This window comes from Aeromonas encheleia, from assembly GCF_900637545.1.
GTDB classification, from domain to species: domain Bacteria; phylum Pseudomonadota; class Gammaproteobacteria; order Enterobacterales; family Aeromonadaceae; genus Aeromonas; species Aeromonas encheleia.
In genome coordinates this window covers 2,909,368-2,930,343 of sequence record NZ_LR134376.1, presented here as the reverse complement: position 1 = coordinate 2,930,343, position 20,976 = coordinate 2,909,368, and the positions used below count along the sequence as shown (strand labels likewise).

The 20,976-nt window shown below is 63.4% G+C and carries 17 protein-coding genes; 11 read left to right on the top strand and 6 right to left on the bottom strand.

What is annotated here, in order from left to right; all coding sequences use genetic code 11:
- Nucleotides 1–115: 115 nt before the first annotated feature.
- Nucleotides 116–2,188, bottom strand: coding sequence for an ATP-dependent DNA helicase DinG (dinG, locus tag EL255_RS13570; protein WP_042654577.1), 2,073 nt, complete (start codon nucleotides 2,186–2,188; stop codon nucleotides 116–118).
- A gap of 385 nt (nucleotides 2,189–2,573) precedes the next feature.
- Here dinG and EL255_RS13565 point away from each other — a divergent pair, with 385 nt between their 5' ends.
- The 3 genes from EL255_RS13565 (at nucleotide 2,574) to EL255_RS13555 (ending at nucleotide 6,227) form a co-directional block, all read left to right on the top strand.
- Nucleotides 2,574–3,683 (top strand): porin, encoded by a 1,110-nt coding sequence (locus EL255_RS13565; protein WP_042654578.1) that lies wholly within the window; start codon nucleotides 2,574–2,576, stop codon nucleotides 3,681–3,683.
- Nucleotides 3,684–3,911: 228 nt separating this feature from the next.
- Nucleotides 3,912–4,853: a hypothetical protein gene (locus EL255_RS13560; protein WP_042654579.1), complete on the top strand. Its 942-nt coding sequence runs from the start codon at nucleotides 3,912–3,914 to the stop codon at nucleotides 4,851–4,853.
- Between the two features lie 183 nt (nucleotides 4,854–5,036).
- Nucleotides 5,037–6,227 (top strand): amino acid aminotransferase, encoded by a 1,191-nt coding sequence (locus EL255_RS13555; RefSeq protein WP_042654580.1) that lies wholly within the window; start codon nucleotides 5,037–5,039, stop codon nucleotides 6,225–6,227.
- 179 nt (nucleotides 6,228–6,406) lie between these two features.
- Here EL255_RS13555 and EL255_RS13550 read toward each other — a convergent pair whose 3' ends face one another.
- From EL255_RS13550 to EL255_RS13540, 3 genes are all read right to left on the bottom strand, one after another.
- Entirely contained in the window at nucleotides 6,407–7,939 is a 1,533-nt protein-coding gene (locus tag EL255_RS13550) for a helicase HerA-like domain-containing protein (RefSeq protein WP_042654581.1), read from the bottom strand.
- Nucleotides 7,940–8,077: 138 nt separating this feature from the next.
- A complete protein-coding gene (locus EL255_RS13545) occupies nucleotides 8,078–8,575 on the bottom strand; it encodes a DUF2062 domain-containing protein (protein WP_042654582.1) in 498 nt (165 codons plus the stop codon).
- The gene (locus EL255_RS13540) at nucleotides 8,569–9,087 is read right to left on the bottom strand and encodes a DUF2062 domain-containing protein (protein ID WP_042654583.1); all 519 of its coding nucleotides are present in this window, start codon (nucleotides 9,085–9,087) and stop codon (nucleotides 8,569–8,571) included. Before EL255_RS13540 ends, EL255_RS13545 begins: the two co-directional genes overlap by 7 nt.
- A gap of 28 nt (nucleotides 9,088–9,115) precedes the next feature.
- Here EL255_RS13540 and EL255_RS13535 point away from each other — a divergent pair, with 28 nt between their 5' ends.
- The 5 genes from EL255_RS13535 (at nucleotide 9,116) to kdsB (ending at nucleotide 15,425) form a co-directional block, all read left to right on the top strand.
- Nucleotides 9,116–11,305, top strand: coding sequence for a DNA internalization-related competence protein ComEC/Rec2 (locus EL255_RS13535; protein ID WP_042654584.1), 2,190 nt, complete (start codon nucleotides 9,116–9,118; stop codon nucleotides 11,303–11,305).
- Nucleotides 11,306–11,512: 207 nt separating this feature from the next.
- Nucleotides 11,513–13,282 carry a lipid A ABC transporter ATP-binding protein/permease MsbA gene (gene msbA, locus EL255_RS13530; RefSeq protein ID WP_042654585.1) on the top strand — a complete coding sequence of 590 codons (1,770 nt, stop codon included), beginning with the start codon at nucleotides 11,513–11,515 and terminating at the stop codon, nucleotides 13,280–13,282.
- Complete coding sequence (lpxK, locus tag EL255_RS13525; protein ID WP_042654586.1) at nucleotides 13,282–14,268, top strand: tetraacyldisaccharide 4'-kinase; 987 nt, start codon at nucleotides 13,282–13,284, stop codon at nucleotides 14,266–14,268. The genes msbA and lpxK overlap by 1 nt, the downstream gene beginning before the upstream one ends.
- A gap of 210 nt (nucleotides 14,269–14,478) precedes the next feature.
- Entirely contained in the window at nucleotides 14,479–14,667 is a 189-nt protein-coding gene (locus EL255_RS13520) for a Trm112 family protein (protein ID WP_042654587.1), read from the top strand.
- Nucleotides 14,664–15,425, top strand: coding sequence for a 3-deoxy-manno-octulosonate cytidylyltransferase (gene kdsB, locus EL255_RS13515; protein ID WP_042654588.1), 762 nt, complete (start codon nucleotides 14,664–14,666; stop codon nucleotides 15,423–15,425). Before EL255_RS13520 ends, kdsB begins: the two co-directional genes overlap by 4 nt.
- Nucleotides 15,426–15,483: 58 nt before the next feature.
- Here the strand turns inward: kdsB and EL255_RS13510 are convergent, their stop codons facing one another.
- Nucleotides 15,484–16,134: a response regulator transcription factor gene (locus EL255_RS13510; RefSeq protein WP_042654589.1), complete on the bottom strand. Its 651-nt coding sequence runs from the start codon at nucleotides 16,132–16,134 to the stop codon at nucleotides 15,484–15,486.
- Nucleotides 16,131–17,957, bottom strand: a complete 1,827-nt coding sequence (locus EL255_RS13505; protein ID WP_048823188.1) for a sensor histidine kinase — start codon at nucleotides 17,955–17,957, stop codon at nucleotides 16,131–16,133. Before EL255_RS13505 ends, EL255_RS13510 begins: the two co-directional genes overlap by 4 nt.
- A gap of 163 nt (nucleotides 17,958–18,120) precedes the next feature.
- Here EL255_RS13505 and EL255_RS13500 point away from each other — a divergent pair, with 163 nt between their 5' ends.
- From EL255_RS13500 to EL255_RS13490, 3 genes are read left to right on the top strand one after another with little or no spacing between them, the layout of a single operon-like run.
- The gene (locus EL255_RS13500) at nucleotides 18,121–19,737 is read left to right on the top strand and encodes an FAD-dependent oxidoreductase (protein ID WP_170176009.1); all 1,617 of its coding nucleotides are present in this window, start codon (nucleotides 18,121–18,123) and stop codon (nucleotides 19,735–19,737) included.
- A gap of 11 nt (nucleotides 19,738–19,748) precedes the next feature.
- Complete coding sequence (locus EL255_RS13495) at nucleotides 19,749–20,159, top strand: cytochrome c3 family protein (protein ID WP_084228397.1); 411 nt, start codon at nucleotides 19,749–19,751, stop codon at nucleotides 20,157–20,159.
- A gap of 11 nt (nucleotides 20,160–20,170) precedes the next feature.
- Nucleotides 20,171–20,776, top strand: a complete 606-nt coding sequence (locus tag EL255_RS13490) for a cytochrome c3 family protein (protein WP_084228398.1) — start codon at nucleotides 20,171–20,173, stop codon at nucleotides 20,774–20,776.
- Nucleotides 20,777–20,976: the final 200 nt, after the last annotated feature.

The following is a 20,976-nucleotide window of genomic DNA, read 5'->3' as shown; positions in this document are numbered from 1 at the left end:
CCACTGAAAAATAGGGGCTCATTTTTGCAGGTTTGCCCCACAGCAGCAATAGGCGTTTATGGGGCTCCCGGTGGGATGGCTACTGACTTGTCTATCAAATAAGTCAGGGTGCCTGTTACTCGATGCGGCGGGTGAAGGGGGGAAGTGCATCGAGCAGGCCCTTGCCGTAGCGCTTGGTCAGCAGGCGCCGATCGAGAATGGTCACTCGGCCCCGATCGGCTTCCTTGCGGATCAGGCGACCACAGGCCTGAATGAGTTTGCGGGATGCTTCTGGCACCGTCAGCTGCAGGAAGGGGTTGCCGCCCCGTTTCTCGACCCACTCGGCGGTCGCCTCTTCCACCGGGGAGTTGGGCACGGCGAAGGGCAGCTTGGTGATCACCAGATTGGTGAGGTAGTGACCGGGCAAGTCCAGCCCCTCGGAGAAGCTGCCGGTGCCGAACAGTATGCTGGCCTGGCCGCCGTCGCATTTCTGTTTGTGCAGGCTGAGCAGGGCGTTGCGGGAGGCCTCGCCCTGCACCAGCAGCGACAGCCCTTTTGCCCGCAGCCCCAGCGCCACCTCGTTCATCTGCCGGTAGGAGGAGAACAGCACCAGACTCGCCTCCTTGCCCGCCAGCAGGCGGGGCAGGGTATCGACCAGCTCCTGGGTAAAGGCGGGGGCACTGGGCTCATGGGCCATCTTGGGAAGGTAGAGCTCCGCCTTGTGGTAATCGAAGGGGGAGCGCAGGCGCAGATAACGGGTGCCATCGTGCTCCTTCAGTCCCACCTGATGGCGGAAATAGCTGAAGGAGGAGAGGGCGGTGAGGGTAGCCGACACCAGCACGGCGCCGATGCAACGGGACCAGAGCCACTCCTCCAGCAGGTAGCCCACCTCGATGGGGGAGGCATGCAGCCAGATGTCGCCATCGTCGCTCTTGGCCATCCAGCGGGCCAGCGGGGTCTTGCCGGTCGGCACGTGGCGCCCCAGCATCTCCCACAGGGCGCAGAAGCTCTCCAGCCGCTGCAGGTGAAAACCGCTCTCCGCCAGCAGGGGCTCGGCCTCCTTGCGCCGGATCTCGCCGTCCTTGAGCGCCTCGCCGATGGCGCCCTGCATCCGATCCAGTGCCCGCAGCGCCTTCTTGCTCGCCTCCTTCAGGTTCTCCGCCAGCATGGGCAGGGGCTCGGGCAGCACGCCGTCGGCAAATCTGTGGTGCTGCTCGCTGCCAAACAGCTGCTCGTTGCCGGCGAGCCACTGCTCCAGTGCCTTGAGATCGGGTTGCAGGGAGGCCAGCGCATCCTGCAGCTTCAGCTGGGGATCGAGCAGGCTCTCCTTGTTGAGAGCCCGGGCCAGCTTGCCCGCGCTCTGCGCCAGCTTCTCCAGCCAGCGGCGCGAGCCCTTCACGCTGGCGGAGGCGGCGCCGTGATCCCGCGCTATGGTCGGCAGGTGATGGGCCTCATCCAGCACGTAGATGCATTCGTCCGGCGGCGGCAGGATGATGCCACCCCCCATGGTGAGATCCGACAGCAGCAGGGCATGGTTGACCACCAACACATCGGCGGCGTCCATGTCGTTGCGGGCGCGATGGAAGGGGCAGTGCTGGTGGTGGCTCAGCGCCTTGTTGCAGCTGTGGCGGTCGGCGGCGATCCGCTCCCAGCACAGGTCCGGAATGGGTTGCGCCCAGTTGTCTCTGTCCCCGTCCCACTTGCCGTCGGTATAGGCCTGCCACAGCGCCTGATAGCGCGCCTTGTCGGCGTCCGTTGGCTTGTGTTTGCTCAGGGCGCCGAAATCGAATTCAAAGTTGGCCATCTCCGCGCCCTGGGCGGCCTGCTCCAGCAGGTGCTCGCAGCAGTAACGCTGACGCCCCTTGACCAGCATGAAGCGAAACGGCAGCTCGCTGTGGCGGTGATAGAACGGCAGATCCTTGTGGATCAGCTGCTCTTGCAGGGCGACGGTGGCGGTGGAGATGATCAGCTTCTTCTGGGTGAGGCGCGCCACCGGGATGGCGCCCTGGGCATAGGAGAGGGATTTGCCGATGCCGGTGCCCGCCTCGGCCACCAGGATACGACGGGCCCTGTCATATTCGCCGGTCAGGGTTTTGGCGATCTCGGCCACCAGAAAATTCTGCTCCTTGCGCGGCACAAAACCGGGTAAGCCATCGGCAATCTGTCGATAGGTATTGCGAATGGCGGCTTTGAGGCGGGTAGATAGCATGAATGAGCGGTGACCGTGTCGAAGGGGATAGAAGACAGGATACCCGCAACAGGCGGCCTGGGTCGAGGCAAGGCGAGGCAGGGGTTACGGGCCGGGATCCGCACTTATGTCATGGGGTGGATTGTGCGTGCAATAAACCACCAAAAAAGGGCGTTTCAGGCAGCGAGTATCGCTGTAAACGTTTTCCCTGAAAGGGCAAACAATATGGGATTCAGCTCACAATTTTTTCCCTGTGACTATGGTTTTCTCAAAAAGTTCCAAGTTTTTTCGTTGCGGATCGGAAAACCCGGTGATAGTCTCGGCGGCATAGTGATGCAAAGAACATCGCTAACACAGGGAATAACAAGGACTTAGTGTTTAATTACAGTAGGCATTGGAAACAACTATGAAAAAGACAATTCTGGCTATCGCTATCCCGGCTCTGTTCGCATCTGCCGCTAACGCCGCAGTGGTTTATGACAAAGACGGTACCTCTTTTGATATCTACGGCCGTGTTCAGGCTAACTACTACGCTGACAGCGACAATGCTAGCGATATTACTGGCAGCAACGCTGGTGATGCCGAGCTGATCGGTTCCTCCCGTCTGGGCTGGTCCGGTAAAGTTGCGCTGAACAACACCTGGTCTGGTATTGCTAAAGCCGAGTGGCAGGTTGCTTCGGAAAACAGCGATAAAGACACGAAGAAAGTTAAAGATGCAAATGGTAATGTAATTGGTACCGTTGAGTCTGATAACGATGGTAAATTCCAAGCGCGTCATGTCTATGTTGGTTTCGACGGTACTCAATACGGCAAGATCATCTTCGGCCAAACCGACACCGCGTTCTACGACGTGCTGGAGCCGACCGATATCTTCAACGAATGGGGCGATTACGGTAACTACTACGACGGTCGTCAAGAAGGCCAGATCATCTACTCCAACACCTACGGTGGTTTCAAGGGCAAGCTGTCCTACCAGACCAACGACGATGAGGCTGTTGCAGTGTCCGACGTTGGCAGCGACACCAACGTGACTATCTTCCCCAACACCAAGCGTAAATACGGCTACGCCGCTGCTGCCGGTTATGACTTCGACTTCGGTCTGGGCCTGAATGCCGGTTACGCTTACTCCGACTTGGAAAACACCGTCACTGGCGACAGCGGTGAGAAGTCCGAGTGGGCTGTTGGCGCACACTATGCCATCAACGGCTTCTACTTCGCCGGTGTCTACACCGAAGGCGACCTGAAGAATGACGCCAATGGTAACAAGGGTGAAGGCCGTGGCTACGAGCTGGCTGCTTCTTACAACGTAGACGCCTGGACCTTCCTGGCCGGCTACAACTTCAAAGAAGCCAAGAACAACGTCACCAACACTGGTTATGCTGACAAGGTTGACGAAACCCTGCTGGGCGTGCAGTACAACTTCACTTCCAAGCTGAAGGCTTACACTGAATACAAAATCCAGGGTATCGACGACCTGGACGACGAGTTCACTGTTGCCCTGCAATACAACTTCTAATCCAGTCCTGGTACTGAGTTAGTGGATAAACGGCCAAGCTTGCTTGGCCGTTTTGTTTTGTCTGTTCCTCCCATCTGTCCTCTCGTCAGCCGCCCTGGCAACCCTCTTTTTCTCTATTCTCCCTTGCGCCAGTTCACGTTGTCTCTTATTTACCCTTGGCGCTCTTGGCGTAAATCGCTAGATTATTCAATTCGTTGAAGTAAGGTCGGCCGACAGGGAAGGATGCGTTTGATCGATTTCAGTCACCCCGAGTGGCGGGCGTTGGCCCGCCAGCTGCTGACCGACAGCCCTCTGGTGATCCGCGGTCGCCAGTGGCAACCCCTCATCGGCATGCTCAAGGACAACCAGCTGCTGCTCGTCCTCGGCAACCACCACTATGAGCTGACCCCGGCCGGCCGCCGCTATCTCACCCGGGAATTGATGCTGGCCGAGCTGGCCAGCGCGCCGCCCGAGCCCGAGGAGTGGCTGCACGGCCAGGGTTGGCAGCTGGGTGAGCGGGTCAACGAGCGGGTGCTGGCGGCGCTCTATCGCAAGGGGGAGGCGAGCTTCAGCCCGGTCGAGCAGATCAACTTCGAAGACAAGGGCATCCGCTTGTGTGGCGATCAGCCGCTCCGGCTGCGTTCCTCTCGGCCCTTCAGCCTGTTTTTCAGCGACGGTACCCTGCTGGATGCGGCTCCCTGGCTGCGGACGCTGGGGGAGGTGGCCCTGCCCGCCCGCACCCTGGCGGGGCTTGGCAAGATCCTGTGGGGGGAGGGGGATATCCTGCGGCTGATCAGTACAGATTCTGTCGGCGCCTTTGCCGAGTTGGCCTTGCCCCCGGACGCGCTGTTGGTCTGGATTCCCCTCGAGGATCCTGGCGCCCTGCAACCTCTGATCGCGGCCCTGCCACCCCATATCCTCTGGAGCCATCTCACCGCACTCGATCCGGCCGGGGTGGATCGGGTCCAGGTACTGGCCCAGCGGCTCGGCCGTCCGGCCAGCTGGTGGTTGCCACGGGAGCTGGCGCCTATCAAGGCGGCCTATGCCAGCGCGCCGGCCGGTTCCCGTCCTTGGGAGCCGAGCCGGATCCCGCGACCATTGTTAGCGATTTGTAGCGATTTGATTGAGTCAAATGGTGGCTTGTCGGCCGAGGTGTGCGCGCTGGCGCCGGAGTGGCATGCCATCGGCTGATATTGCCGCAGATGCCGTTGAGAAAGCTGTTTTCCCTCATTGAGCGCGATGGTATAAAGAGTTGACGAAGCGCTTGCCAGACGAGCGCTTCTGTCCGCCACCTTTTGTGTGCCGCTTTTTGTTTGCCACTGTTTTAAAAAAGCGCCTGCCACCCAACACATTCAATGGAATACAGGGACTACCATGTTTGAAAAGGTTGTTGCCGCCCCAGCGGATCCGATCCTGGGCCTGACCGAAGCCTTCCGTGCCGACTCTCGTAGCCACAAGATCAACCTGGGCGTGGGGATCTACAAGGATGAATCCGGTGCCACCCCCATTCTGCACTGCGTCAAGAAAGCCGAGCAGAAGCTGCTCAGCGATGAGAAGACCAAGAATTATCTCGGTATCGAGGGCAACATCGAATATGCCCGCATCGTGCAGCAACTGCTGTTCGGGCAGGACTCGGCCCTGATGGCCAGTGGCCGTGCCAAGACGGCGCAGGCGCCGGGTGGCACCGGTGCTCTGCGCATCGCCGCCGAGTTCGTGGTGCGCAACGGCCTGGTCAACACCATCTGGATTTCGGATCCCACCTGGGCCAACCACGTCAGCGTGTTCCAGGCGGCTGGACTGACCGTGAAGTGGTACAAGTACTACGATGCGGTGACCAAGGGGCTCGATTTTGCCGCCATGCAGGCCTCCCTTGCCGAGGTGCAACCCGGCGAGCTGGTGCTGCTGCACGGCTGCTGCCACAACCCGACCGGCATTGACCCCACCACCGAGCAGTGGCGTGCCCTGGCCAAGCAGAGCGCGGCCGCCGGCTGGCTGCCGCTGTTTGACTTTGCCTATCAGGGCTTTGCCCGCGGCATAGAGGAAGATGCCGAGGGTCTGCGCATCTTCGCCGAGTGTCACGACGAGCTGCTGGTGGCGAGCTCCTTCTCCAAGAACTTCGGCCTCTACAACGAGCGGGTCGGGGCCTTCACCCTGGTCAGCGCGAGCAAGGCTGTGGCCGATGTGGCCTTCACCCAGGTGAAGACCGTCATCCGTGCCAACTACTCCAACCCGCCGTCGCACGGCGCCGCCGTGGTGACCGCCATCGTCAGCGATCCGGCGCTCTATGCCGAGTGGGTGGAAGAGGTGACCGCCATGCGGGTGCGGATCCGCGAGATGCGCGAGCTGCTGGTCGAGAAGCTGGCGGCCCTCGGGGTGAGCCAGGACTTCGGCTTCATCCGCGAGCAGAACGGCATGTTCTCCTTCTCCGGCCTCTCCAAGGATCAGGTCGAGCGCCTCAAGAGCGAGTTTGCCATCTACATCGTCGGCTCCGGCCGGATCAGCGTGGCCGGGATCACCCGCGCCAACATAGATCCGCTGTGTGATGCCATCGCCAAGGTGCTGTAAGCAACGGACCATCGCAGTGCGGTCGGGATCCCCCGTGTCGATATAGATCCGCTCTGTGACGCCATCGCCAAGGTGCTCTGATACAGCAAGCATCTGTGCGGCGCTGAACACGCGTTCCGTCCCATAAAAAGCCCGCCATATCCGGCGGGCTTTTTTCATCTTGAATCGGCTGAGTTGACTTAGCGGCGGCGCTTGCTGCCCCCCAGCAGGGAGCCCAGCACGCCGCGCACCAGCTGACGGCCGACCTCGTTGCCCAGGGTGCGGGCCACGCTCTTGGCGGCGGTCTGCACCACCCCATCGTGCTGGCCACCGCGAGGGCCGGTGCGGCCAAACAGCATGTCGCTCAGGGCATCGAGCAGTCCCCCCTCGGCGGGGGCGTCGGCCTGGGCCGGGGCCAGCGTCGGCTTCTCCCGCGCCGCGCTCTGGTCTTTGGTTTCCACCTGACCGTTGAGGCGCTCGAAGGCGGAGTCGCGATCCTCCCTGGCCTCATAGCGGCCGTAGAGCAGGGAGCCCCGGATCAGGGCCTGGCGCTCGGCCTCATTGAGCGGGCCTATGCGGCTGGCGGGGGGCGCAATGAAGGCGCGCTCCACCACGCTGGGACGCCCCTTCTCATCGAGCAGGGAGACCAGGGCCTCGCCCACGCCGAGCTCGGTGATGATCCCGGCCGCATCGAACGCCGGGTTGGCCCGCAGGGTGTTGGCGGCGATCCGCACCGCCTTCTGATCGCTCGGGGTGAAGGCGCGCAGGGCATGCTGCACCCGGTTGCCAAGCTGCCCCAGCACGCTGTCCGGGATATCGGCCGGACTCTGGGTCACGAAGTAGACGCCGACCCCCTTGGAGCGGATGAGCCGCACCACCAGCTCGATCTTCTCCAGCAGCGCCTTGGGGGCGTCGTTGAACAGCAGGTGCGCCTCATCGAAGAAGAACACCAGCACGGGTTTGTCCGGATCGCCCACCTCGGGCAGTTGTTCGAACAGCTCGGACAGCAGCCAGAGCAGGAAGCAGGCATAGAGCCGGCTGGACTGGGTCAGCCTGGCCGCCGCCAGCACATTGAGATGGCCGTGACCGGCGGCGTCTGTCTGCAGCAGATCCTGAATATCCAGCATGGGTTCGCCGAAGAAGTGATCGCCCCCGGCACTCTCCAGGGTGAGCAGATTGCGCAGTATGGCGCCCACTGAGGCGGTGGAGACGTTGCCGTAGCGGGTGGTGAGGAACTTGGCGTTCTCCCCAACGAACTGCACCATGGCGCGCAAGTCTTTCAGATCGAGCAGCAGCAGGCCCTCGTCGTCCGCCACCCTGAACACCAGCTCCAGCACGCCGCTCTGGGTGTCATTGAGGCCGAGCAGGCGGGCCAGCAGCAGGGGCCCCATATCGGAGACGGTGGCCCGCACCGGGTGACCCTGCTCGGCGAACAGATCCCAGCACAGCACCGGGCTGGGGGCGAAGGCGGGGGCCGGGATGCCGAGTTGGGCCAGGCGGGCATCCAGTTTGGTGGACGGGGTGCCTGCGGCCCCCAGACCGGCGAGATCCCCCTTCACATCCGCCAGGAACACGGGCACCCCCAACCGGGAGAATCCCTCCGCCATCACCTGCAGGGTCACCGTCTTGCCGGTCCCGGTGGCACCGGTGATGAGACCGTGGCGATTGGCCAGGGCCGGTAGCAGGCAGATGGGACGGCCATTGGCATAGGCGAGGGTCAGTGGTTCGGCCATGGGGGACTCCTTATCTCGGTTTGTCGTGCAAAGAGAAATCAGGCTGATAGGAGTGTGGTGTCAGAGCCAGTTGATGGCAAGGCGAGGGGGCAGTCAGGCTTGTGTCAGCGTCTCGTCATCCCGTGCCGAGTCAATGGCTTAGCGGGGGCGCTTGCCGCGTCGGGCCAGGGTGAGCAGCAGCAGGGTGAGCAGGCCGCCGGCGAGGGCGGTCAGCACCGCCAGCAGCAGGCTGCCGAGCAGGAAGGGGGGCATCAGGGTGGCCGCCTCGTGCTCCAGCCAGTGCAGGGACCAGTTGAGATGGAAGGGCTCAGGTGTCTGCTGTAGTACCAGGCAGCCGGTGCGATAGGCCCACAGATACATGAAGGGCAGGGTCAGCGGGTTGTTGAACCAGACGGCGAGCAGGGCCAGCGGCAGGTTGAAGCCAAAGGCGACCACCAGGGCAACCGCGATGAGCGAGTGCATGGGCACCGGGATCCAGCAGGCGAAGATCCCGGCCGCCATGGCGCCACCCAGCGCCCGCCGGCCACTCTGCCACAGGGCCGGAGCAAACAGCCGCTCCCCGAACAGGGCAAACCACTTCTGCCGGCGCAGGCTCTCCGGGTTCAGCTTGAGGCGGGCGAGCCAGCCACTCAGCATGCCCGGGCCACCTTGCGCCGCTGCCATTGCCGCACCGTGTTGATGCGCCAGAAGGTGCGGATGAAGGCGTAGCCAATCAGCGAACTCAGGACGGCGAGCACCAGGGAGCCCAGCAGCAGGGGCGGGGCCAGGGTCTCAAACACCGAGACCAGCCACGGCCAGGTGAACTCGATGTCGATGTGCTGGGAGGGCTGGCCCAGCAACTGGCAGCCGACCAGATAGGCGCCGTAAAACAGCGGCGGCATGGTGAAGGGGTTGGAGAGCCAGACCAGCGCCACCGAGAGTGGCAGGTTGACCCGGCAGGCGATGGCGCCCCCCGCCGCCAGCAGCATCTGGCAGGGGAGGGGGATCCAGGCCATGAACAGGCCGACCGCGAAGGCGCCCGCGGCGGAGCGTCGATTGAGATGCCAGAGGTTGGCATCGAGCAGCAACTTGCCGAACAGCCGCAAGTGCTTGTGTTCCTTGAGCTTCTCCTGGTCGGGCAGCCAGCGTTTTATGAGTCGTTTGGGCATGATTGAAACCTTGCTAAATACTTGCTCCATGGATCTGCGTCTGTTGTCGTTTGCCCTGGGGGCAAGCTCCTCACTGCTCTGGCCCTGGTTACCCTCGATGGTATGGGGAGGCGTGCTGCTGGCCCTCGCCATCCCGCTCGCCTATGGCCGTCATTGGCGGCTGCTGTTTCTATTGCTTGGCATGCTCTGGATGCAGTGCAACTTGCAGTATCGGTTGGCCTGGCTGGAGCGGCTGGAGGTGCAGACCAGCCACATCATAACCGCACGGGTGCAAAGTACGGAGTCTCAGGGTGATAAATTTGTCCGCCTGCTGCTGCGGGTCTCGACCCTGGACGACAGGCCCCTCAGCCCGGAACCCCTCGTTCGCCTCAACGCCTACCAGGCGCTGCCGCCCATGACGGCCGGCAGCCTCATCACCCTGGTGAGCTCCCTCAAGCCCGCCCACGGGCTCGCCAACGAGGCGGGGCTGGACGGGCGGCGACTGCTGCTCGGCAAGGGGATCACGGCGACCGGCAATCTGCGCAGGATCATTGCGATAGAGGCCGTGGCTCCGGGCTGGCGCGAGCGCTGGTTGGCCGAGGCCGACGCCGGCTGGCGGGGCCTGAGTCAGGCCCCCTTGCTGGCGGCACTCAGCTTTGGCGAACAGAGCGGTATCACGGATGAGCAGTGGACACTGTTTCGCGGCAGCGGCCTGACCCACATCATCGCCATCTCGGGCCAGCATATCGCCCTGGTGGCCGTACTCGGCTGGTGGCTGGGCCGCCTGCTCGGGTTGCGCGGTGCCATTATTGTCTCCCTGCTGTTCGCCGCCACTTACAGCGCCCTGGCGGGATTCGCGGTGGCGACCGAGCGGGCGCTCATCATGGTGGGGGTGTGGAGCCTGCTGCGCTGGTTGAAGCGGGACTGGCCCCCTCATCGCATCTGGTTGTGGGCCTTCGTGGTGATCGCGCTGTGGGATCCGCTCGCCCTCTATTCGGCCGGATTCTGGCTCTCCTTCCTGGCGGTGGCGCTGTTGCTGCTGGCCAGCCTGCTGGATGATCGCCCCGGCCTGGTGCGCCTGCAGAGCCTGCTGCTGCTCGGCCTGCTGCCCCTGCAGTTGCTGCTGTTCGAGGGCATGGCGCCGCTGGCCCTGCTGCTCAATCTGCTGGCGCTACCGCTGTTCTGCGTCGGGATCATCCCGCTCGCCCTGATCGGCGTGCTGCTGGCGCCGCTCTCCACCACGCTGGCCCACGGCCTGTTCTGGCTGGCCAATCTGGGGCTGGAGGGGGTGCTGTGGGGGCTCGGCCTGCTGGCCGACCATCTGCAGCTCTGGTGGCCGGTGCCCGGCTGGTTGATGCCCGCCAGCGTTCTGTTGCTCCTGCTGTGGGGGGGCTGGCAGTGGCCGGGTGGCCGCGCCTTGCTGCTCCCGGTGGGGGCGGCCCTGCTGCTGGCGGCCTGGCCCGCCCCCACCCCCTGGCAACTGCGGGTGCTGGACGTGGGGCAGGGCCTGTCCGTGCTCATCACCCGCGGGGAGCGGGGCATTCTCTATGACACTGGTGATCGCTATCCCGGCGGCTACAACATGGCCGATGCGGTCATCTTGCCGCAGCTCGATCGGCTCGGGGTGCGGGTGCTGGATGCGCTCATCATCAGCCACAAGGACAGGGACCATGCGGGCAACCGACGGGCCATACTGCAGGCCCTGCCGGTACGCCGCGAGCTCTCCTCGTTCCAGTTCGATCGGTCAACCGAGCTCTGCCGGCGCGGTCAGCAGTGGCGCTGGCAGGGGCTGGCGTTCAGGGTGCTCTGGCCCGAGCGGCCGGGGGCCGGCCACAACAACGACGGCTGCGTGCTGCAGATAAGTGACGGCCAGCACAGCATCTTGCTCGCCGCCGATATAGAGAAGGAGGCGGAGCGCCGTTTGTTGGCGCTGGAGGGGGAGGGGCTCGCCAGCACCCTGTTGGTGAGCCCACACCATGGCAGCCGCACCTCCTCGACCCCGGGCTTCGTGGCGGCGGTGCAGCCGGATCTGGTCGTCCACAGCGCGGGCTATCTGAACCAGTGGCAGTTTCCCCGCCCCGAGGTGGTGGCGCGATATGCGCGCGCCAGGCAGTGGGTGACCGGCCAGGACGGGGCCATTTTGATCGAGGCGGGCGACGCCGGGCTCGAGATCCGGGCCGAGCGTGAGCAGGGGCCCTGGTATCGGCGTGGGGGCGCCTGGTGGCGGCCGAGGCAATAAGCCGTCGCTCCCTTCTCTTCACCCAGATGGCTCAGTTTTGAGCCGGTGGCGTCAGGTGTCGGGTATCTGCCGGAGGGGGGACAGGCTTTGGCCTGGGTAATAATCCGTCATTTCCCTTTGAGGCGGGGGCGAGGGAGATGGCAACGCTTGGTGGAAACCCAAGCTTTGGCTAGAATAGCCCGTCATTTCCCTTATTAACGGCTTTTCATGCAACAAGAAACCTCACAAGAGAGCTGGCCCGTCTTCAAGCGCCTGCTCGGTTATGTCCGGGATCGCAAGCTGGGACTGGTCGGCGGCATCATCGGCATGCTGGGCTATGCGGCCGTGGATACCACCTTCGTCTATTCCATCAAGCCGCTGATCGATCAGGGGCTGAACGGCAACGACAGCACAGTGCTGAAATGGATGCCCTTCTTCGTGCTCGGCATCGTGGCCCTGCGTGGCTGCGCCGCCTTCCTCTCCAACTACTGCATGGCCTGGGTCGGCAACCATGTGGTGATGCGGCTGCAGCAGCAGGTGTTCAGCCACCTGATGGCCATGCCCATGAGTTTCTTCGATCGCCAAAACACCGGCAACCTGCTCTCCAAGGTGACCTACGACGCCGGTCAGGTCTCCTCCGCCGCCAGCTCGACTCTGGTCTCCCTGGTGCGGGAAGGGGCGACCGTGGTCGGTCTGCTCGGCCTGATGTTCTGGCACTCCTGGCAGTTGTCGGTGATCTTCCTGGTGGTCGGCCCGGTGGTGGGGGTGCTGATTGGCCTCATCAGCCGCCGTTTTCGCAAGATCAGCCGCCACATCCAGCAGGCGGTGGGTGACATCACCACCTCGACCGAGCAGATGCTCAAGGGTCATAAAGAGGTGCTGATGTTCGGTGGCCAACAGGTGGAAGACAAGCGCTTCTTCCAGGTCAGCAACCGGATGCGTCAGCAGACCATGAAGATGGTGGCGGCGGACGCCATCGGCAGCCCCATAGTGCAGATGGTGGCCTCGGTCGCGCTGGCCGTGTTCCTCTACGTGGCCACCATCGACAGCGTCAAGGCGACCCTGACCGCGGGTACCTTCACCGTCATGGTCACCTCCATGATGATGCTGCTCAAGCCGCTCAAGAGCCTGACCGACGTGAACAACCAGTTCCAGCGCGGCATCACCGCCTGCCAGAGCCTGTTCGGCCTGCTCGACTCCACCCCGGAAGAGGACACCGGCACCCGCACCCTGGAGCGGGCCCGTGGCGAGATCGAGTTCCGCAACGTCACCTTCACCTACCCGACCAAAGACACCCCGGCGCTGCACAACATCAGCTTCAAGGTGGAGGCGGGCAAGTCCGTGGCCCTGGTGGGTCGCTCCGGCTCAGGCAAGAGCACCATCGCCAGCCTGCTGACCCGCTTCTACGACATCGAGCAGGGCGAGATCCTGCTGGACGGCGTCAACATCCGCGAATATCGCCTGAGCGAGCTGCGCAAGCAGTACGCCCTGGTCTCCCAGCATGTGCATCTGTTCAACGATTCGGTGGCCAACAACATCGCCTATGCGGCGGAGGATCGCTACAGCCAGGAAGAGATCCTGCAGGCGGCCCGCATCGCCCATGCCGACGAGTTCGTCAGCAAGATGCCCCAAGGCTATGACACCGTGGTCGGCGAGAACGGGGCCTCCCTCTCCGGCGGCCAGCGTCAGCGCATCGCCATCGCCCGCGCCCTGCTGCGCGATGCCCCTGTGTTGCTGCTGGATGAAGCCACCTCGGCGCTGGATACCGAATCCGAGCGCCACATCCAGGCGGCCATCGATGAGCTGTGCAAGGCGCGCACCTCGCTGGTCATCGCCCACCGCCTCTCCACCATAGAGAAGGCGGACGAGATCCTGGTGATCGACGAGGGCCATATCGTCGAGCGTGGCAACCATGCCGCCCTGATGGCCCAGCAGGGTACCTATGCCCAGCTGCGCGCCATCCAGTTCGGTAACGTTTCTGTGGGTAACAAGGGATAATGCTGGATCGGCTCTGGTATGGGCGAAGCGGCTGGCGCTGGCTGCTGGCCCCCTTCGCCCTGCTGTTTGCCATCATCAGCGGTGCGCGCCGCGTCGCCTATCGGCGCGGTTGGCTCAAAAGCCATCGGGCCAGCCTGCCGGTGATCGTGGTGGGCAATCTCTCGGTGGGGGGCAACGGCAAGACCCCGGTGGTGGTCTGGCTGGTGGAGCAGTTGCAGGCCCGTGGCCTGCGCCCCGGGGTGGTCAGCCGCGGTTATGGCGGCAAGGCCCCCCATTATCCTTATCGGCTGGGCGCCGCCAGCACCACCGCCGAGGCAGGGGACGAGCCCGTGCTCATCGCCAGGCGTTGTGGCTGCCCGGTGGTGGTGGCCCCCAAGCGCAGCGATGCGGTGCGGCTGCTGGAGCAGAGCGGTGAGGTGGACATCATCATCACCGACGACGGCCTGCAGCACTATGCCCTGGCCCGGGATCTAGAGCTGGTGGTGGTGGACGGCGTGCGCCGCTTCGGCAATGGCTGCCTGCTGCCCATGGGGCCGCTGCGCGAACCCATGACCCGCCTGAAGCGGGTCGATGCCATCATCTGCAACGGCGGTACCCCCGCCAGGGGCGAATACGCCATGCAGCTGGTGGCCGGGACGCCGCGTCGGGTGCGGGATGATGCGCCCGCCACCGAGCCCTTGCCCCCGGTGATCGATGCCCTGGCGGGGATCGGTCATCCCCCCCGTTTCTTCGCGACCCTGGCCGCGCTGGGCTACGAGTTGCGGCAGAGCGTGGGCTATGCGGATCACCAGGCGTTCGATCCCGAGGAGCTGCTGGCCCGCTTTGACCAGCGTCCCCTGCTGATGACCGAGAAAGACGCGGTCAAGTGTCGGGCCTTTGCGCCGGATAGTTGGTGGTATCTGCCGGTCAGCGCCGAGTTGCCGGCCTCCTTGCTCGACAGCCTGTTGCACTCCCTGAAGACGGCTCGCCCCGGCGCGGGAGAATAAGACATCGCATTGCCCGGCCTGCGCGCCGGTACGACTGCGCTGAAGGCGCCTGCTTGTGGCGCCGGATGCTGAATATCAAATTGATCGAGATATGTTGAAGGCGCCGCGCTGTGGCGCTGAATATTGAATGGCTCGAAGTCGTTGAAGGAGCCGCGTTGTGGCTCTGGATGCTGGTATCAAATTGCTCGAAATTGTCGAAGGAGTCTCATTTTGGCACTGGATATTAAATTGCTCGACATCATCGCCTGCCCGGTTTGCAAGGGGAAGCTGCACTACGATAAGGCAGCTCACGAGCTGATCTGCCGCTTCGACAGACTGGCCTATCCGCTGGAGGAGGGGATCCCCGTCCTGCTGGAGAACCGGGCCCGCCATCTGCCCCTGGAAGAGCTGAAGCCATGAGTTTCGTCGTCGTCATTCCGGCCCGTTACGCCTCTACCCGGTTGCCGGGCAAGCCGCTGGCGGACATCCATGGCAAGCCCATGGTGCAGCACGTGGTGGAAAAGGCCCTGCAGTCCGGTGCCGAGCGGGTGATAGTCGCCATCGATGACGAGCGGGTGCGCAGCGCGCTGGCGCCGTTTGCAGAGCAGGCCGGCGTCGAGCTGTGCATGACCTCGGCCGATCATCAGTCCGGCACCGAGCGCCTCGCCGAGGTGTGCCGTCACTACGGCTTCACCGCCGAGACCATCGTTGTCAACGTGCAGGGGGATGAGCCGCTCATTCCGCCCGCCATCATCCGCCAGGTGGCTGACAATCTGGCCGGCGCGAGTGCGCCCATGGCCACCCTGTCCGTGCCCATCGTGGATGCCGAAGAGGCGTTCAACCCCAACGCGGTCAAGGTGGTGACAGACAAGGATGGCTACGCCCTCTACTTCAGCCGCGCCAGCATCCCCTGGGACAGGGATCGCTTCGCCCAGAGTCAGGAGCAGATTGGGGCACATTACCAGCGCCACATCGGCATCTACGCCTATCGCGCCGGTTTCATCCAGCGCTATGTGGACTGGGCGCCGAGCCAGCTCGAGCAGATCGAGGCGCTGGAGCAGCTGCGGGTGCTCTGGTACGGGGAGAAGATCCACGTGGCCCAGGCGCTGGAAGCTCCCCCGGTCGGGGTGGATACCCAGCGCGATCTGGACAAGGTGCGTGCGCTGCTGGCCCTTTGAGGTCGGAGTGCCCATCCGAGAAAAACGGCGCCAAGAGGCGCCGTTTTTCTATTGTCGCTCAGACAGGGGTTGGGATGTCCAGAGCCATCGCTGTCCGAGCCGGATAACGAAACTGAGCCTCCGTCAGCAGCTGTACCAACTGTAACGGGGTCGTACAACCCATCTTCTTCATCATGTTGTGGCGGTGGATCTCTGCGGTGCGCAGGGCGATGCAGAGCCGATCCGCTATCTGCTTGTTCTGCATGCCCTCCTGTACCAGTCCCATGATCTCCCGCTCCCGTGGCGACAGCCGCTCGAGCCGTGCCTGCAGCACCTGGCGGGCGAGCTGACGCTCATGTGCCGCGCGGCTGTGGGCGCAGGCGCGGCCGATCGCCGCCAGCAGCACCGCCGAATCCACCGGCTTCTCCAGCAAGTCGAAGGCGCCCTGCTTGAAGAGGCTGACCGTCGTGGCGACATCCGCCTCACCGGTGAGGAAGACGATGGCAAGGGTATTCGGGAGCCGGTTCAGCGCCTCCTGCAGCTCACCGCCGCTCATCCCCGGCATGCAGAGATCGAGGATCAGGCAGCCAGGCTGGTTCAGATCGACCTCGGCCAGGAAGCTGCGGGCCCCGTCGTAGCCCTGCAGCCTGATTTGCACCGCCTCCAGCAGCCAGCCCAACGACGCCCGCACGGCGGGATCATCGTCGACCAGATAGACGTTATCCTTCATTCCTGTTCTCCTTCTTCCAGTGGCTGGAGCGGTAGCGAGAAGGCGATCACCGCCCCCTGCGGCACCGCTTCCGCCCAAATGGTGCCCCGATAGGACTCGATGATCCGCTTGCAGATGACAAGGCCGAGGCCCAGCCCCTCTTTCTTGCTGGTGTGAAACGGCACGAAGAGATGGGCCCGCTGCGCCTCTGTCATGCCTGTGCCGTTGTCATGAATGCTGATGATCACCCGATTGGCCTCGATCCTCTGGCGGATGGCGATGGATGGCGGTTGGGTGTCGGGGTTGAGCGCCACCGCCTCGCTGGCGTTGCAGAGCAGATTGACCAGCACCTGCTGCATCAGGGTAGGGTCGATCCACAGATGGACGGGTTCCCCCTGTGGCAGGTGCAGGCTGATGCGCTGACGCACGAACTGGTCGTGGAAGAGTGGCAGGGTACCGCGCAGCAACTCGTCGAGGGAGATCAGGCGATCCTGCACCTCACCCTTGCGCATGAAGTCGCGCAGCCGGGCGATGATCCCCTTGGCCTGGCTCACCTGGGCGAGGGCCAGGTCTAGCCCTTGCTCGACGTCGGCCAGCGCCGGCGGTACCGCCGCCAGACGCAGCCGACAGCCCGCCAGATAGTTGTTGAGGGCCATCAACGGCTGGTTCAGCTCGTGGGCCATCCCGGCCGCCAGTTCGCCGGACAGCAGCACCCGCTGCGCCGAGAAGAGCTGGCTCTGCTGCTGGTTCAGGCGCTCGGCGGCGAGGCGATTGTCGGTCAGCGCCCGGGTCAGCCGCGCGTTGCTCTCCTTGAGCTGGCGGGTGCGCAGCTGGATGAGGTACTTGACCCTCAGGTGATAACCCCCCAGCAGCAGCAGCCCCCCCAGGGCGATCAGCAGCCAGCCGCGATATTGATACCAGACCTGCACCACCAATGGTTGCGCGTTGGCGGCGTCCAGCTGCTGTTGCAGGGCAATGACGGCCGCATCCTTGACCGGTACCGTCCAGTGCCGATAGTGGCCAGCCCGGGCGGCGGCCGAGTCGGTGGGGATCTCCAGCAGCACCTTGGCCAGATCCCGGGCGAAGCCCTCGTTGACGTGGGCCATCTTGGCCAGGCTCAGGGTGGGATAGAGCGGGGTCGAACTCTGGCAGGGGAGCACGGATTGGGGTTGCGGCATGATGACGACGAATTGATTGGCGTCATAACGGCCCTGGGCGATGGCTTGCTCCAGGATGCAGGTCGGCAGTATCGCCACCTCGGCGCGCCCCTCCGCCAGGTGGCGCAGCAGATCCTCCTGTGGCAAGCCGGCGAAGACCAGGTTGGGGAAGGCCTCCTCGGGATGGAGCCCGGCCCTGAGCCAGAGCCCCTGCATGATCTGAAAGCCGCCGAAGGCCTCCGGGCTGGTGGCGACGATGCGCCTGTGTCGCAGCGCCTGCCAGTCGCCGACGGGAGGCGCGTCGGCGCGGCCGATGAGGGTCGAGCCGACCGCTTGCTCGGCCGTGCCCCGCAGGGGGCTGAGGCTCAGGAGGCGTACCGCATCATGCTGACGCTGATAGTCGAGAAACTTGAGGCCATTGCTGATGACGAAGTCCAGGGTGGCGGAGGCGACGAGTTGGTTGAGGCTGCGCACGTCCCCGCTCACCAGCAGAAACTGATACTGCGGCAGGCGTCGATTGAGGTAGTCCACCGTCGGTTGCCAGCGGGCCTTCTCGGAGCCGGGCTGATCGAAGGCGATGACACCGATGCGGATCACCGGCCTGAGGTTGGCCTGCCACTCCTTGGCGGGGGTCGGCCCGAGCCAGCTCAACCAGAGCAGGGAGGCACAGAGGATGAAGCGGCCCATGAATTCGTGGCTCCTGGAGGGGGACATGGGGAAGGAGACCCAATAGGCGTCCCCGCGTCCTTGATGCAGATCAAGCCCGGCGCCGATCTGCGGTCAGCCACTATGGAGCGGCGCCCGCGCATTATGGACCATGGCGCTCTCCTTCAGTAGCAGAGAGTGCATCATGCAAGAGAATTCCAATCGTTCCCGGCGCGATTTTTTGACCAAGGGCCTGCAGACAGCCGCCTTTGCGTCCATCGCCGCCGCCCTGCCCGCGGCTGCGGCCGCCAATCAGGCCCAGAGCTGCATAGACCCGACTCAACTGCCTTGGGACGAGGAGATGGACATTCTGATCGTCGGCAGCGGCATCGCGGGCTCCGTTGCGGCCATCAAGGCGGCCGAGACCCGGACCGGCATGAAAATCGTCATCGCCGACAAGATGTCTCGTCTCGGTGGCTCCTCCCTGATCTCCGGCCTCAACATGGCGGTGGTCGGTTCCCGGTGGCAAAAAGAGATGGGGGTGACGGATGACAGCTGGGAGCTGCTCTATGCGGACATGGAGAAGGAGTCCAAGGGCTTCAATCATCCCGAAATCAGCAAGGTCGTCGCACAAAACAGCTTGCAGCTCTTCGACTTCATGGCCGAGCACGGCGTCGAATATGACAAGAGCATGGGCAACGGCACTGGGGTTAAAAACCTCGGCGGTCACTCCCGCGCCCGGGTCGTATGGCCAAAAGAGGGGGGGACCGGTGTCATCAAGAACCTGCACGGCTACATGGCCAAGCACCTGCCCAACATCGAGATCCGCAAGCGGGTCAAGCTGGAAGAGATCTATCGGGATGCGACCGGCCGCGTGGTAGGGGTGCGGGTGCGTGAGGAGTATTTCTTCGATCTGAATACCCCCGACTTCGGCCGCAACGACGATCCCGCCTTCAACGGTACGGGCGTCACCAAGCGCTACAAGGTGAAGCGGGCGCTGGTGATGGCCTCGGGTGGCTTCAATCAGGATCGCAAGTTCCGCGGCGATGAGATAGGCGTGCTGCACGATTGCGTCTCTACCGCCAGTCCAGGCGCCACCGGCGGCGCCCTCAAGTGCATGATGCAGGCGGGCTTCAAGCCGGTGCACATGACGCTCTTCCGCTTCGCCTTCGCCATCCCCACCGAGGACATCAACTGGGGCATTCTGGTGAACCCGCAGACCTGCAAGCGTTTCATCAACGAGCACAACAACAACGACCGTCAGGGTCTGGGGCTGGCGATCCTGGCCGAGCGGCGCAAGCTCAAACCCGGCCAGCAGGCGATCCTCATCTATGACCAGACCGGGGTGGACAGTTATCACGACAAGCAGCGCTTCCAACTCTCGCTGGAGGCGAAAAATGGCACCGAGGGCACCATCTGGAAGTTCGATACCCTGACCGAACTGGCGGCCCGCTTCGAGATGGATCTGGACAAGCTGGAGGCGACCATCGCCGAATACAACGCCAACATGGCCAAGGATCAGGATGCCTTTGGCAAGCCAAGAGCCGTGGTGGGCAGCGCCATTGCCATCGGCAAGGCGCCCTATTACGCCATGTATCTCAATCCCCGTTACAACTACAGCCAGGGTGGCGCCCTCATCACCCCCAGGGCCGAAGCGCTGGATGTGGTCAGTCAACAGCCCATTCCCGGCGTCTTCGTCTGCGGTGAAGCCGCCGCCGGTACCTTCGGTTATATCCGATTGACCGCCTGCAGCAGCCTGGATAGCGGTGTCTATGGCATGATCGCCGGCGAAAATGCCGCTAAAACAGAGCCTTGGGCTTAAGGAGCAGAGGAATGAGACCATTATTCCTGACCCTGATGGCGCTGGCGGGCCTCTGGTTTGGCGGCGGTGCCCTGGCCGAGCCTCCTGTCACGGCGATGACGCCCGTCTCCCCGGCGGCCAGCCATAGCCTCAAGCCGCATCATGGCAAGCTCGGCTTCACCTGTGAGAACTGTCACCAGGGGAAGGATCCCAAGCAGTATCAGCGGCTCAAGACCGAGGACTGTCTGGCGTGCCACGGCAGCGCGCAGAAGGTGGCGAATCGCACCCGTTTCATGGATGCGAACCACACCAATCCGCACAACTCGCTGCACGACAAGCTGGATCTCGATTGCTACGAGTGCCATGCCGAGCACAAGCCGTCCCAAAATCTCTGCCAGACCTGCCACGACAATACCCGTGACTGGTTTGGTCCCACCCCCTAGGAGCCTTGTTGATGAATCGAATGAAATTCGGTCTACTGTTGGCGTGCGTCCTGGGTCTGGTCTCCCTGGGGATCAGCCTGATCGGGGCCGAGGTGGTCAAGGCGACCGGTGACGAGCGCTTCTGTGGTTCCTGCCACGAGATGAAACCCATGGTGGAGGCCTATCGGCATGATATTCACGGGGGTAGCAACAGGGTGGGCTTCAAGGCGGAATGTGCCGATTGTCACCTGCCCCATGACAACACCTTCAACTACCTGCTGAAGAAAGCGACCAGTGGTCTCAACGACGTCTACAAGGTGACCCTGACCGATACCAGCAAGATCGACTGGCTCGGTAAGCGGGATAGGCGCGAGGAGTTTGTCTACGATTCGGGCTGCCTCTCCTGTCACCAGGGACTGCTGGAAAAAACGGTGGCCACCAACCCCAAGTCACTGCAGATGCACGCCCATTACCAGGAGATGCAACAAAAAGGGGAAAAACTCCAATGCGTCTCTTGCCACGTGACCATTGGCCACAACGGCGAGCTGCGCAGCCGCCTCAACGAGACCCAGCCGGAGTATCAATTCCAGCATGATCTGCGGGCCAGGGAGGCGGCCAAGGCGGGCACGGTCAAGTAATAGCGGGTTACCCTGCCTTAAAAAGCCCCGGATGGAAATTCGGGGCTTTTTTCATTGTGGCGGTGGTCTGCGGCGACATGCCGCTTCAAAGTTGAGTCTGTATATAATTATTTGATAATAAACAGTATTCACGAGCAGTTTCAAACTTTCACAGGGCATGGTTTGCCAAATCATCGAGTTTGGTTATGATGCAAGACGCC

What these genes read in the sequence shown, in the direction of transcription:
- dinG (WP_042654577.1), bottom strand. Translation starts at nt 2,188, where the DNA reads ATGCTATCTACCCGCCTCAAAGCCGCCATTCGCAATACCTATCGACAG.
- EL255_RS13565 (WP_042654578.1), top strand. Translation starts at nt 2,574, where the DNA reads ATGAAAAAGACAATTCTGGCTATCGCTATCCCGGCTCTGTTCGCATCT.
- EL255_RS13555 (WP_042654580.1), top strand. Translation starts at nt 5,037, where the DNA reads ATGTTTGAAAAGGTTGTTGCCGCCCCAGCGGATCCGATCCTGGGCCTG.
- EL255_RS13550 (WP_042654581.1), bottom strand. Translation starts at nt 7,939, where the DNA reads ATGGCCGAACCACTGACCCTCGCCTATGCCAATGGCCGTCCCATCTGC.
- EL255_RS13545 (WP_042654582.1), bottom strand. Translation starts at nt 8,575, where the DNA reads ATGCTGAGTGGCTGGCTCGCCCGCCTCAAGCTGAACCCGGAGAGCCTG.
- EL255_RS13540 (WP_042654583.1), bottom strand. Translation starts at nt 9,087, where the DNA reads ATGCCCAAACGACTCATAAAACGCTGGCTGCCCGACCAGGAGAAGCTC.
- EL255_RS13535 (WP_042654584.1), top strand. Translation starts at nt 9,116, where the DNA reads ATGGATCTGCGTCTGTTGTCGTTTGCCCTGGGGGCAAGCTCCTCACTG.
- msbA (WP_042654585.1), top strand. Translation starts at nt 11,513, where the DNA reads ATGCAACAAGAAACCTCACAAGAGAGCTGGCCCGTCTTCAAGCGCCTG.
- lpxK (WP_042654586.1), top strand. Translation starts at nt 13,282, where the DNA reads ATGCTGGATCGGCTCTGGTATGGGCGAAGCGGCTGGCGCTGGCTGCTG.
- kdsB (WP_042654588.1), top strand. Translation starts at nt 14,664, where the DNA reads ATGAGTTTCGTCGTCGTCATTCCGGCCCGTTACGCCTCTACCCGGTTG.
- EL255_RS13510 (WP_042654589.1), bottom strand. Translation starts at nt 16,134, where the DNA reads ATGAAGGATAACGTCTATCTGGTCGACGATGATCCCGCCGTGCGGGCG.
- EL255_RS13505 (WP_048823188.1), bottom strand. Translation starts at nt 17,957, where the DNA reads ATGGGCCGCTTCATCCTCTGTGCCTCCCTGCTCTGGTTGAGCTGGCTC.
- EL255_RS13500 (WP_170176009.1), top strand. Translation starts at nt 18,121, where the DNA reads ATGCAAGAGAATTCCAATCGTTCCCGGCGCGATTTTTTGACCAAGGGC.
- EL255_RS13495 (WP_084228397.1), top strand. Translation starts at nt 19,749, where the DNA reads ATGAGACCATTATTCCTGACCCTGATGGCGCTGGCGGGCCTCTGGTTT.
- EL255_RS13490 (WP_084228398.1), top strand. Translation starts at nt 20,171, where the DNA reads ATGAATCGAATGAAATTCGGTCTACTGTTGGCGTGCGTCCTGGGTCTG.